Below are 13393 nucleotides of genomic sequence, written 5' to 3'. Positions count from 1 at the left end.
GCCGATGGAAGAATTCCTGATCGTAGACGGCTATAATATCATTGGCGCATGGCCGGAGCTGAATAAGCTGAAGGATACGGATTTGGAAGGTGCTCGAGACAAGCTCATTCATATGCTGGCCGAATATCAGTCTTACTCCGGGATGAAGGTCTATCTCGTATTTGATGCTTATATGGTTCCTGGACTCGGGAAAAAATATGTTCAAAGCAAGCTGAACGTGCTTTACACCAAGGAGAAGGAAACCGCAGACGAACGGATCGAGCGGCTGGTAACGAATCTGATGGGAAGGCGCAGACAAATCTATGTCGCTACTTCCGATATGATCGAACAGCATGTCATCTTCGGCAAGGGGGCTCTCCGGCTGCCGGCCGGCGAATTGCTCGTTAAGATCAAGCAAAATCGCAAAGAGGTTAGAGAACGCATTAAACCCGAGGTTTCTACGAAGCGCAATCCGTTCGAGGGGAAGCTGAGCGGAGAGCTCAAGGCGCAGTTCGAACGATGGCGAAGAGGGGAGTAAGTCCATCCAAATGCTAGAAATGGTGGGCTTCCCCGTTGACGGTGTGAGATTTCATCATGTATACTTAACCTAAACTTTTAATGTGAATCTGGGTAGTCCTGCAGGCCGGAGGGATTGTTGGTGAGTGTCGACCTCAAAGAACTGAGAATGTACGATTATGACCTCAAGCCAGATGAAGACATTGTCGAGGCAGTCCGAGAAGGCAGTAGCGAAGCTTTGGAATACCTTATCAATAAATATAAGAATTTTGTGCGTGCCAAAGCACGTTCTTATTTTTTGATAGGTGCAGACCGAGAAGATATTGTGCAGGAAGGCATGATAGGTTTATATAAATCTATCCGCGACTTCCGAGGAGACAAGCTTGCTTCATTCAAAGCCTTTGCTGAGCTGTGCATTACTCGACAGATCATCACGGCTATTAAGACGGCAACGCGTCAGAAGCACATACCTCTTAATTCCTACGTATCATTGGACAAGCCTATCTATGATGAAGATTCTGATCGAACGCTGCTTGACGTCATTAGCGGTTCCAGGGTCACTGATCCTGAGGAGCTTGTGATCAATCAAGAGGAATTTACAGGTCTTGAAGATAAAATGGGAGAAATATTGAGCGACTTGGAACGTAGGGTTCTTATGCTCTATTTGGATGGCAGATCCTACCAAGAGATTGCGGTGGATTTGGATCGCCATGTTAAGTCGATTGATAATGCTCTTCAACGTGTCAAACGCAAGCTGGAACGCTATTTGGAAGTTAGAGATTTGTAGAATGTCCCGCGGTTTCTGGGTTCCTACCAGGCGCCGCGGGTGTTTTGTTTGTAAGAGGTTTAACAACGCAGCGAGCCGTCAATACTGGTGATACTCTCGCAATTGTGAGACAGCGCCTTGACACTCCGTTGCGGGTTGTGATAAAGTATTTCAGGTAGCCCTAAAAGTCGCTTTCTTTTTGACGCGCTTCGAAGGGCTTTAATTAGAACGTGTCTGTAGGAGGTGTACATCATGCGGGTCATCATCACATTAGCGTGCACAAATTGCAAACAAAGAAACTATGCATCCACTAAAAATAAGCGCAACAATCCCGACCGTATTGAGTTGAAGAAATATTGCAAATTTTGCAATGAACATACTGCTCATCGCGAGACTAGGTAGTTCTTTGGAGGTGTAGTTTGTGGGGTTCTTGGCTAGAATGAGACAAAGCTTCGGATCCACTTTTTCCTTCTTCACCGACAGCTGGTCAGAACTCAAAAAGGTCAAGTGGCCAAGCCGCAAAGAGATGATCACCTATACGCTTGTCGTATTGGGAACGGTAGCTTTTGTCGCTGTTTATTTTTTTGTGTTGGATCTTGGAATTTCTGAGTTGCTGCGCCTTGTTTTTAAATAAAAACAGGACTATAGGTGAATTTATTCATGGAAAAAAGATGGTACGTCGTACATACCTATTCAGGGTATGAAAACAAAGTGAAAGCCAACCTGGAGAAACGTGTTGAATCCATGGAGATGACGGATAAGATCTTCCGCGTGCTCGTGCCGATGGAAGAGGAACTGGTGAACAAGGATGGCAAGAAGAAAGTTGTCATGCGCAAAGTTTACCCGGGCTACGTTCTCGTCGAAATGATTCAAACGGATGACTCTTGGTATGTCGTTCGAAACACGCCAGGAGTTACCGGATTCGTAGGATCTACGGGATCCGGCTCTAAACCGACTGCATTGTTACCTGAGGAAGTTGAATCTATTTTGAAGCATATGGGGATGGAAGAGCCGAAGGCGAAGATCGACTTCGAACTCAAAGAAACCGTACGCGTCAAGGTGGGACCTTTCGCAAACTTTGTCGGCTCTGTTGAAGAAATTGTGGCGGACAAGGGTAAACTTAAGGTGCATGTCAACATGTTTGGTAGGGAAACCCCGCTTGAGCTCGATTTCGACCAAGTGGAAAAGCTATAGAACTAAGACAACCAAGGGTTTCTACCAGGTCTATTCCTCGGGATAGACCTTCGTTAGTGGGATCTATATTATACACAGGAGGTGTCTATCATGGCAAAAAAGGTAATTAAAGTGGTTAAGCTTCAAGTTCAAGCTGCGAAAGCAAATCCAGCACCACCGATCGGTCCAGCTCTGGGTCAAGCAGGTGTGAACATTATGGCTTTCTGTAAAGAGTTCAATGCTCGTACTGCTGATCAAGTAGGCCTGATTATTCCGGTTGAAATCACAGTTTTCGAGGATCGCTCCTTTACATTCATCACCAAAACGCCTCCGGCTGCAGTTCTTCTTCGCGTCGTTGCTGGTATCGAAAAAGGATCCGGCGAACCTAACAAAAAGAAAGTTGCAACTGTGAAACGTGCAAAAGTTCGTGAAATCGCTGAGCAAAAAATGCCTGACCTGAATGCTGCATCCGTTGAGGCTGCAATGCGTATGGTTGAAGGTACTGCTCGCAGCATGGGAATCGTCATCGAAGATTAATTCCGCAAGGAATGCGACTGTTTAAGCCACGGGCTTATGAAGAGGTTTTCCGCGAAAACTTCAAGGTCGCTCGGTGGGAGGATTATCCGCTAATACCACTAAGGAGGATTATAGATTATGCCTAAACACGGTAAAAAATACCGCGAGGTAGCTCAGCTTGTTAACGCTGAAACCTTGTACGATCCGTCAGAAGCAATCGAGCTTGTTAAGAAGACAGCTCCTGCTAAATTCGATGAAACTGTAGATGTTGCAGTTCGTCTGGGTGTAGACCCAAGAAAACAAGACCAGGCTGTTCGTGGTGTCGTTGTACTTCCACACGGTACTGGTAAAACAAAACGCGTGCTTGTATTTGCCAAAGGCGAGAAAGCGAAAGAAGCTGAAGCGGCTGGTGCAGATTTTGTTGGTGATGCAGACATGATCAACAAAATTCAACAAGGTTGGTTCGAATTCGACGTTTGCGTAGCTACTCCAGACATGATGAGCGAAGTTGGTAAACTGGGTCGTATCCTCGGGGGTAAAGGTTTGATGCCAAACCCTAAAGCAGGAACAGTTACTTTCGACGTTACCAAAGCTGTTCAGGAGATCAAAGCTGGTAAAATCGAGTACCGTCTTGATAAAGCAGGTCAAATCCATGCTCCGCTTGGTAAAGTATCTTTCGATGCTGACAAGTTGAACGAGAACTTCAAAGCATTGGTTGATGCGCTTGTTAGAGCGAAACCGGCAGCTGCTAAAGGTGTATACCTGAAAAACATTGCTGTATCCTCGACAATGGGACCAAGTGTTCGCGTGAACGTAAACTCCTTCAGATAAGTAATAGCTTCCAGTTGACTTCGGTTACTGGTCGTGATACTCTATCAAAGGTCCTAAAAATGAATATGCAAACCGTAGACAGTAGGTGCCACGAGCTTAATTTCCTACCGAGGTGTTATGATATATATAGCGATTTCTTTGAAACGTCAGGGAAAAAGTGAACAAATCATGCCTTCGTAGCGTCTACGAAGGCATTTCTTATTGTATATAAGGAATGCTGATGCTCCTACTGTTTGCGAACTTGAAACATAAATGCATAAGAAGTGAGGTGTACTATGGCAAACGCGAAAATCCTTGCAGAGAAACAACAAGCGGTAGCTGAAGTAACTGAGAAGTTTAAAGCTAGCACTTGTACAATCGTAGCAGATTACCGTGGTTTGAACGTAGCTCAAGTAACTCAGCTGCGTAAGAGCTTACGTGAAGCTGGCATCGAATTTACAGTTCTTAAGAACTCCTTGGCAAGACGCGCTACTGCTCAAGCTGAGCTGACTGAATTGGATGAGTACTTAACTGGTCCTACAGCTATTGCTTTCAGCAAAGACGACTTGATCTCTCCTGCGAAAATCTTGACTGAATTTGCTAAAAAGAATGATCAGTTGAGCGTGAAAGCTGGCGTGGTCGAAGGCCGCGTAGTTGGATACGATCAAATCAAGGCACTTGCTGAGCTTCCATCCAGAGATGGTCTTCTCTCCATGTTGCTTAGCGTTCTTCAAGCTCCTGTTCGTAACTTTGCACTTGCTGTTAAAGCAGTTGCTGAGAAAAAAGAAGCTGAAGGTCAAGCTTAATTTTGTTTTACAAAAACAACTAAATTTATTAATGATAACGGAGGTTTAACCATGAGCACAAATGCAACGATCCTAGAAGCAATCAAAGGCATGACAATCTTGGAATTGAACGACCTGGTTAAAGCAATTGAAGAAGAGTTTGGCGTAACAGCAGCTGCTCCAGTAGCAGTTGGCGGTGGCGCAGCAGCAGCAGTTGAAGAAGCTCAAACTGAGTTTGATGTTATCTTGACTAACGCTGGTGCTTCCAAAATCAACGTAATCAAAGTAGTTCGCGAAATCACAGGTCTTGGCCTGAAAGAAGCGAAAGACTTGGTTGACGGCGCTCCAAAACCAATCAAAGAAAAAGTTAGCTCCGAAGAAGCAGAAGCTGTTAAAGCTAAGCTTACTGAAGCTGGCGCAACTGTTGAAGTTAAGTAATTTCTTCTGTAGGAAACCTCTTGAAGCTTGCCTTCAAGAGGTTTTTTTAACCTAAGTTTTTGCCCTTAGGAAAGCCTTAGGAACGCTCTTGAGTTATAGATTTTCCTATAGGTAAAAAAAGAGGAGGGAATCTTAGCGTGTCAGAGCATTATTATACGCAGCGTCCAACGGCGAAGCGCGATATTCAGGCAGCCCAAGAAGTACTGCGTGGCAAGACGTATACATTCCTGACGGATGCCGGCGTTTTCTCCAAAAAAGGCGTGGATTATGGCAGCAAGCTTCTGATCGAAACGATGCAGCTGAAGGAAGATGCCCGGGTGCTGGATGTCGGGTGCGGGTACGGGCCGATTGGTTTAAGTGCTGCGGCGATATGTCCGAAGGGGCATGTGACAATGGTCGACATTAATGAACGGGCTGTTGAGCTCAGCGCGGAAAACGCGCGGCGCAACGGCATCTCCAATGTGTCGATTCTGCAGAGCGATCTCCTGGAGCAGGTGAAGGACCAGCGCTTCGACGCTGTGTTGACGAATCCGCCGATCCGTGCCGGTAAGGAAGTCGTACATCGTATATTCACGGATGCTTACGATTGTCTAGTGGAAGGCGGCTCGATCTGGGTCGTCATTCAGAAGAAGCAGGGAGCGCCTTCGGCGATGAAGAAGCTGGAGTCGATCTATAGCGAGGTCCTCGAAGTTTCCAAGGATAAAGGTTACAAGATTCTTAAAGCTACGAAGTGAAGTTTTGTCTCCTGAAGGCGAGCCATGTAACGGACAGTCGTGGAAATTTATTTGACTTGACTTTTCACATGTGGTATTATTAAAAAATGTCAGTATTAAGATGGGACACATGTCTTTAGTTAACAAAAATGTCAAGTCTTTTTTTCCTCCAGAATGAATAAAATTTGAACTTGTAACGTATAATGTTTGAATTTTAGGAAATTCTAACAGGATGGGAAGAAATATTTGGAAGTATTACTGATTACAGGGAAAAATCTTCATCCATATAGTCACTCGATTCGGACGGGCTCCAATACGGAGGCGTCCTGAGTGTACGTCGGTCGAGGTTTTTCTTCTTCTTTTTATTTATTGAGTAGAGTTGAGGGGTGAATGAAAGTTGGCGGGACATCTTGTTCAATTTGGACGACGTAAACGCAGGACTTATGCACGAATTAATGAGGTGCTGGGCATTCCAAACCTGATTGAAATCCAGCAAAAATCGTATGAGTGGTTTTTGGAAGAGGGATTACGCGAGATGTTTCAAGATATCTCCCCGATTCAGGATTTTACAGGTAACCTGGTACTGGAGTTTATTGACTATAGCTTAGGCGATCCTAAGTATTCGGTTGATGAATCCAAGGAACGCGACGTAACTTACGCGGCTCCGTTAAGAGTCAAAGTCCGTTTGATTAATAAGGAAACCGGTGAGGTCAAGGAACAAGAAGTGTTCATGGGGGATTTCCCTATCATGACCGACACGGGGACGTTCATTATTAACGGTGCGGAGCGTGTAATCGTCTCCCAGCTCGTTCGTTCCCCTAGCGTTTATTATAGCACGAAAGTGGATAAAAACGGCAAAAAAACTTACACCGCAACGGTCATTCCGAACCGCGGTGCGTGGTTGGAGCTTGAGACGGACGCGAAGGATATTATTTACGTTCGTATCGATCGCACACGTAAAATCCCGGTAACGGTATTGCTGCGTTCCCTAGGTTTTGGGACGGATGCAGAGATTCTGGATTTGCTCGGCGATAACGAATATATTCGCAATACGCTCGACAAAGATAACACGGACTCTACGGAGAAAGCGTTGATCGAGATTTACGAACGTCTTCGTCCGGGTGAGCCGCCTACGCTGGATAATGCGCGAAGCTTGATCGTCGCTCGTTTCTTTGATCCGAAGCGTTATGATTTGGCTAACGTAGGCCGTTACAAAATCAACAAGAAATTACACATCAAAAATAGATTGTTCAATCAGCGTTTGGCTGAAACTTTGGTCGATACCGAGACGGGCGAGATCATCGCGGAAGCTGGACAGCTGCTTGATCGCCGTGTGCTGGATGAGATTCTACCTTTCATCGAGAAAGGCGCAGGCTACAAAGAGTTCTCTATTCCAAAAGGTGTAACTGGCGCGGATACGATCCCTGTTCAGTGCATTAACGTGTATTCGCCGACGGAAGAGGGCAAGGTCGTGAAAGTCATCTCCAACGGCACGATTGACAAGAGCGTTAAGAACATCACGCCGGCCGATATCATTTCGTCCATCAACTATTTCATTAACTTGCTGCACGGCATCGGGAATACGGATGATATCGACCACTTGGGTAACCGTAGACTTCGTTCTGTAGGCGAGCTGCTGCAAAACCAATTCCGTATAGGTTTGTCCCGTATGGAACGCGTCGTACGTGAGCGTATGTCCATTCAAGATGCGAACGTTATTACGCCGCAAGCTTTGATCAACATTCGTCCGGTTATCGCATCTATCAAAGAGTTCTTCGGAAGCTCCCAGCTTTCTCAGTTCATGGACCAAACGAATCCGCTTGCCGAGCTGACGCATAAGAGACGTCTCTCCGCACTTGGACCGGGCGGTTTGACGAGAGAGCGCGCGGGGATGGAAGTTCGTGACGTGCATCACTCTCACTATGGCCGTATGTGTCCTATTGAGACTCCGGAGGGTCCGAACATTGGTTTGATTAACTCCTTGTCTACGTTTGCCCGTATCAATGAGTATGGCTTCATCGAGGCTCCATACCGTTGGGTAGACCCTAAGACAGGTGTCGTTACAGACCAAATCGCGTACCTGACAGCGGACGAAGAGGATAACTACGTTATCGCGCAAGCGAACGCGCAGTTGACCGAGGACAACAAGTTCGTCGATTCAGCGATTATCGTTCGTTACAAGGACGATAACTTAACGCTGCCGGTTGAGCGTGTCGACTACATGGACGTTTCCCCGAAACAGGTTGTTTCCGTTGCGACGGCATTGATTCCGTTCCTTGAGAACGATGACTCCAACCGCGCGTTGATGGGATCGAACATGCAGCGTCAAGCGGTTCCGCTTCTTATCCCTAAAGCCCCTCTCGTTGGTACAGGGATGGAGCATAAGGTCGCTAAAGACTCGGGAGTATGTATTGTCTCCAAATTCGATGGAATTATTGAGAAAGCTGCTGCTAACGAAATTTGGCTGCGCCGCCAGGAAATGGTGGACGGTAAGCTGGTCAGCGGCAATATCGTCAAATATAAGCTTCACAAGTTTATGCGTTCCAACCAAGGTACTTGCATCAACCAACGTCCGATCGTGAAGAAGGGGCAGCTTATTAAAGCCGGCGACATTCTGGCGGACGGACCATCGACCGAACAAGGCGAATTGGCGCTTGGGCGCAACGTTGTCGTAGCCTTCATGACTTGGGAAGGGTACAACTACGAGGATGCGATCCTGCTCAGCCAAAAGCTGGTCAAAGAAGATGTGTACACATCGATTCACATTGAGGAATACGAGTCCGAAGCGCGTGATACGAAGCTTGGACCTGAAGAAATTACGCGCGACATCCCGAACGTCGGGGAAGATGCGCTGAAAAATCTTGACGAGCGCGGCATTATCCGTGTCGGTGCCGAAATCGGCGCAGGCGACATTCTCGTAGGTAAAGTAACGCCAAAAGGTGTGACTGAGCTTACGGCGGAAGAAAGATTGCTGCACGCGATCTTCGGTGAGAAGGCTCGTGAAGTGCGCGATACATCGCTTCGCGTGCCGCATGGTACGGACGGTATCGTCGTAGATGTGAAAGTATTTACGCGTGAGAACGGCGATGAGCTGCCTCCTGGCGTGAATCAACTGGTTCGTGTTTATATCGCACAGAAACGGAAAATTTCCGAAGGCGATAAAATGGCGGGACGTCACGGAAACAAAGGGGTTGTCGCGCGTATTCTTCCTGAAGAAGATATGCCTTTCCTTCCGGACGGTACGCCGGTTGAAGTCGTGTTGAACCCTCTAGGGGTTCCATCGCGGATGAACATCGGGCAGGTGCTTGAGGTTCACTTGGGTATGGCATCCAAATACTTGGGTATTCATGCAGCTACGCCGGTATTCGACGGAGCGCGCGAGTATGACGTATTCGATGCGATGGAAGAAGCCGGCATGCAGCGTAACGGCAAAACGATTCTGTACGATGGCCGTACAGGCGAACCGTTTGAGCGTGAAGTAACGGTCGGCGTGATGTACATGATCAAATTGGCGCACATGGTTGACGACAAAATCCATGCCCGTTCCACAGGTCCTTACTCACTTGTTACTCAGCAGCCGCTGGGTGGTAAGGCGCAGTTCGGCGGACAGCGTTTCGGGGAGATGGAGGTATGGGCGCTTGAAGCATACGGTGCTGCCTATACGCTGCAAGAGATCCTCACTGTCAAATCCGATGATGTCGTGGGCCGTGTGAAAACGTATGAGTCCATCGTCAAAGGCGAGAATGTTCCAGAACCGGGCGTTCCGGAATCGTTCAAAGTTTTGATCAAAGAGCTTCAAAGTTTGGGTATGGATGTCAAAATCCTGTCCGGCGACGAAGAGGAGATCGAAATGAAAGAGGCTGACGATGACGACGAAGTCACCAGCGACAAACTTAACCTTAATCTCGAGGGCTCTGAGCTTGGAGTCAACGAATAATAGATCGCCACAATAGATCGAGAACGATTCACTGCACTGTGGTATAAATTCTAAAAGGAGGGTTGCTCCTGATGGACGTTAACAACTTCGAGTTTATGAAAATCGGTCTGGCGTCACCCGATAAAATTCGCTCTTGGTCCCGTGGGGAAGTAAAAAAGCCGGAAACCATTAACTACAGAACTTTAAAGCCTGAGAAAGAAGGTCTTTTCTGTGAAAAGATCTTCGGACCTACCAAAGATTGGGAATGTCATTGCGGTAAATACAAACGCGTCCGTTACAAGGGCGTCGTTTGTGACCGCTGTGGCGTGGAAGTAACCCGCCAGAAAGTACGCCGTGAGCGTATGGGGCACATTGAGCTTGCTGCTCCTGTATCGCACATCTGGTACTTCAAAGGGATTCCAAGCCGCATGGGGCTTGCGTTGGATATGTCTCCAAGATCCTTGGAAGAGATCATCTACTTCGCTTCCTATGTTGTAACGGATCCAGGGGATACGCCTCTTGAGAAGAAACAACTGCTTTCGGAGAAAGAATACCGCAGCTACCGCGAGAAGTACGGCTATGCGTTCCAAGCCGGTATGGGTGCGGAAGCTGTTAAGAAGCTTCTCATCGATATCGATATCGAGCGTGAAGTCGATACGCTGAAGGAAGAACTCAAAACGGCGCAAGGTCAGCGCCGTAACCGTGCGATCAAGCGTTTGGAAGTTATGGAAGCATTCCGTAACTCCAAGAACTTGCCGGGTTGGATGATTCTCGACGTGCTTCCGGTTATCCCGCCGGAGCTTCGTCCGATGGTACAGCTTGACGGGGGCCGCTTCGCGACTTCCGACTTGAACGATTTGTACCGCCGCGTGATCAACCGTAACAACCGTCTCAAAAGATTGCTCGACCTCGGTGCGCCGGACATCATCGTTCAGAACGAGAAGCGTATGCTGCAGGAAGCCGTCGACGCATTGATCGATAACGGCCGCCGCGGCCGTCCGGTAACGGGTCCTGGTAACCGTCCGCTGAAATCCCTCAGCCATATGCTGAAAGGGAAGCAGGGACGTTTCCGTCAAAACTTGCTCGGTAAACGTGTTGACTACTCCGGTCGTTCCGTTATCGTAGTAGGACCGAACCTGAAGATGTACCAATGTGGTCTTCCGAAGGAAATGGCACTTGAACTGTTCAAGCCTTTCGTTATGAAAGAGCTTGTGAATAAAGGATTGGCTCATAACATCAAGAGTGCGAAGCGTAAAGTTGAACGCGTAAGTCCGGATGTATGGGATGTACTGGAAGAAGTCATTAAGGAGCATCCGGTTCTGCTGAACCGTGCCCCCACATTGCACAGACTCGGGATTCAGGCGTTCGAGCCGATTCTCGTGGAAGGCCGCGCCATCAAGCTGCATCCGCTCGTATGTACAGCGTACAACGCTGACTTCGACGGTGACCAAATGGCCGTGCACGTACCGTTGTCTTCCGAAGCTCAAGCTGAAGCTCGTTTGCTGATGCTGGCGGCAGGTAACATTCTGAATCCGAAGGACGGCAAGCCGGTTGTTACACCTTCACAGGATATGGTTCTGGGAAGCTTCTATTTGACAACCGACAACAAATACGCCAAAGGTGCAGGCGCAATTCTAAGAACTGTCAATGAGGCTGTTTCCTCCTATCAATCCGGCAAATTGGCGCTGCATGCGCGTGTTGCGATTCCGGCCAGAGCTCTGAACAAAACGAGCTTCACGGAGAAACAACAAAATGCAATACTGATTACGACAGTTGGTAAAATCATTATGAATGAGATCTATCCAGCGGATTTCCCATTCATCAATGAGCCTACCAAAACGAACTTGCTGAACGGTATTCCGGACTCACACTTTGTATTCGACAAAGGTGCGGACCTGAGATCCATTATGGCAGAACGTCCTGAGAACAAAGCGGTAGGTAAGGAGTACCTGGGTTCGATTATCGCCGAGTGCTTCCGCAAATACCACACGACTCAGACGTCGATGATCCTTGATAAAATCAAAGAGCTCGGCTTCACGTATTCCACTAGAGCGGGTATTACCGTTGCTGTCTCCGACGTTGTGGTTCCTAGTGAAAAAGAAGGAATCCTCAAAGAGTGCGAAGAGAAAGTTCGCGTAGTCACGAATCAATACCGCCGCGGTTTGATTACGGATGAAGAGCGTTATGACCGCGTCATTGCGATCTGGAGTAAAGCGAAGGATGAAATCACGGATATCCTGATGAAATCCCTTGATAAATACAACTCCATCTCCATGATGGTGGAATCCAAAGCACGGGGTAACAAATCGCAGATTACTCAGCTTGGCGGTATGCGTGGTTTGATGGCGAATCCATCCGGTAAAATTATGGAGTTGCCGATTAAATCCAACTTCCGTGAAGGCTTAACAATCTTGGAGTACTTTATTTCTACACACGGTGCGCGTAAAGGTCTTGCCGATACGGCGCTTCGTACAGCCGACTCCGGTTACTTGACTCGTCGTCTCGTTGACGTTGCCCAAGACGTTATCGTTCGTGAGGACGATTGCGGTACGGACAAAGGCTTCATGGTCAGCAAAATTCAAGACGGTAAAGAGGTTATTGAAGACCTGTATGACCGTATTGAAGGACGTTATGCGTTCGAAACGGTACGTCATCCGCAAACCGGCGAAGTTATCGTTCAGCGCAACGAATTGATCGAATCCGATATCGCGGACGCGATTATTGATTCCGGCATCGAAAGATTGCAAATTCGATCCGTTCTTAGCTGCCGTACGAACCACGGCGTATGTAAGAAATGTTACGGTCGTAACTTGGCGACTGGCCAATTCGTTGAGATCGGTGAGGCTGTAGGTATTATTGCCGCCCAATCCATCGGTGAGCCGGGAACTCAGTTGACGATGCGTACGTTCCATACCGGTGGTGTTGCCGGAGACGATATTACGCAAGGTTTGCCGCGTATTCAAGAGCTTTTCGAAGCGCGTAATCCGAAAGGTCAAGCGATCATTTCCGAAATTGACGGTATCGTCAAAGAAATCCGTGAAGCGAAGGACCGTCGTGAAATCGAAGTCCAAGGTGAAGCGGAGTCCAAGGTCTATGCGGTTCCATTCGGATCCCGTGTACGTGTATCCTTGAACCAGCAGGTAGAGGCCGGAGATGAGCTGACGGACGGATCCATCGATCCGAAAGAAATGCTGCGCATCAAAGGTATCCGCGGCGTGCAGAACTACATTCTGCAAGAAGTTCAACGCGTTTACCGTAACCAAGGGGTAGAAATTAACGATAAGCATATCGAAGTTATGGTTCGTCAAATGTTGCGGAAAATCCGCATCGTAGACGCCGGAGATACAACGCTGTTGCCAGGCTCTTTCGTAGATATTCACGAATACGAAGCAGCCAACAAAGTTGCGTTGTTCGCCGGTAATGAGCCGGCCGTAGCAAGACCGATCTTGCTCGGTATTACGAAGGCGTCTCTGGAGACGGATTCCTTCTTGTCCGCGGCGTCTTTCCAAGAGACAACGCGTGTCTTGACGGATGCAGCGATCAAAGGCAAGGTTGACCAGCTGTTAGGTCTGAAGGAGAACGTTATTATCGGTAAACTCATCCCTGCAGGTACGGGAATGCCGCGTTACCGGAACATCCGCATTACGGATCCGAACGAAGTGCTCGTGCAAGATGAGGATTTGGAGAAAGAAACCGTTGCGGTTGAATAATAGCTGTATAATCCGGGAGGGACGGCCATATGGCTGTCTCTTTCGGTTTAACATGCAGCATTACAATTTTT

Annotated in this window: 12 protein-coding genes and 1 other annotated feature; all 12 genes read left to right on the top strand. The window is 47.8% G+C overall.

Annotation, left to right across the window (positions count from 1 at the left end):
- Positions 1-4: 4 nt before the first annotated feature.
- The 12 genes from PUT07_RS34140 to rpoC all read left to right on the top strand — a co-directional run bounded on the left by PUT07_RS34140 (position 5) and on the right by rpoC (position 13322).
- On the top strand, positions 5-517 hold the full coding sequence (locus PUT07_RS34140) for an NYN domain-containing protein (protein WP_274473297.1): 513 nt from the start codon (positions 5-7) through the stop codon (positions 515-517).
- 120 nt (positions 518-637) lie between these two features.
- The gene (sigH, locus tag PUT07_RS34135) at positions 638-1282 is read left to right on the top strand and encodes an RNA polymerase sporulation sigma factor SigH (RefSeq protein WP_028557511.1); all 645 of its coding nucleotides are present in this window, start codon (positions 638-640) and stop codon (positions 1280-1282) included.
- Positions 1283-1513: 231 nt separating this feature from the next.
- Positions 1514-1663 carry a 50S ribosomal protein L33 gene (gene rpmG / locus PUT07_RS34130; RefSeq protein ID WP_079418041.1) on the top strand — a complete coding sequence of 50 codons (150 nt, stop codon included), beginning with the start codon at positions 1514-1516 and terminating at the stop codon, positions 1661-1663.
- A 19-nt stretch (positions 1664-1682) separates the two neighbouring features.
- Entirely contained in the window at positions 1683-1895 is a 213-nt protein-coding gene (gene secE / locus PUT07_RS34125; protein WP_274473295.1) for a preprotein translocase subunit SecE, read from the top strand.
- A 26-nt stretch (positions 1896-1921) separates the two neighbouring features.
- The gene (gene nusG / locus PUT07_RS34120; protein WP_126144113.1) at positions 1922-2455 is read left to right on the top strand and encodes a transcription termination/antitermination protein NusG; all 534 of its coding nucleotides are present in this window, start codon (positions 1922-1924) and stop codon (positions 2453-2455) included.
- Positions 2456-2545: 90 nt separating this feature from the next.
- Positions 2546-2971 (top strand): 50S ribosomal protein L11, encoded by a 426-nt coding sequence (gene rplK / locus PUT07_RS34115; protein WP_167067725.1) that lies wholly within the window; start codon positions 2546-2548, stop codon positions 2969-2971.
- A gap of 117 nt (positions 2972-3088) precedes the next feature.
- Positions 3089-3781 (top strand): 50S ribosomal protein L1, encoded by a 693-nt coding sequence (rplA, locus tag PUT07_RS34110; RefSeq protein WP_274473294.1) that lies wholly within the window; start codon positions 3089-3091, stop codon positions 3779-3781.
- Between the two features lie 54 nt (positions 3782-3835).
- Positions 3836-3990 (top strand) — a sequence feature (ribosomal protein L10 leader region).
- Positions 3991-4056: 66 nt separating this feature from the next.
- On the top strand, positions 4057-4566 hold the full coding sequence (gene rplJ / locus PUT07_RS34105; RefSeq protein ID WP_274473293.1) for a 50S ribosomal protein L10: 510 nt from the start codon (positions 4057-4059) through the stop codon (positions 4564-4566).
- A 51-nt stretch (positions 4567-4617) separates the two neighbouring features.
- Positions 4618-4983: a 50S ribosomal protein L7/L12 gene (gene rplL, locus PUT07_RS34100; RefSeq protein WP_274473292.1), complete on the top strand. Its 366-nt coding sequence runs from the start codon at positions 4618-4620 to the stop codon at positions 4981-4983.
- A 137-nt stretch (positions 4984-5120) separates the two neighbouring features.
- Positions 5121-5717, top strand: a complete 597-nt coding sequence (locus PUT07_RS34095; RefSeq protein ID WP_274473291.1) for a class I SAM-dependent methyltransferase — start codon at positions 5121-5123, stop codon at positions 5715-5717.
- A 376-nt stretch (positions 5718-6093) separates the two neighbouring features.
- On the top strand, positions 6094-9633 hold the full coding sequence (gene rpoB / locus PUT07_RS34090; protein ID WP_274473289.1) for a DNA-directed RNA polymerase subunit beta: 3540 nt from the start codon (positions 6094-6096) through the stop codon (positions 9631-9633).
- 68 nt (positions 9634-9701) lie between these two features.
- On the top strand, positions 9702-13322 hold the full coding sequence (rpoC, locus tag PUT07_RS34085) for a DNA-directed RNA polymerase subunit beta' (RefSeq protein ID WP_274473318.1): 3621 nt from the start codon (positions 9702-9704) through the stop codon (positions 13320-13322).
- Positions 13323-13393 lie beyond the last annotated feature (71 nt).

This window comes from Paenibacillus sp. MAHUQ-63, assembly GCF_028765165.1.
Lineage (GTDB): Bacteria > Bacillota > Bacilli > Paenibacillales > NBRC-103111 > Paenibacillus_E.
This window is presented reverse-complemented; position numbering and strand designations above follow the sequence as displayed.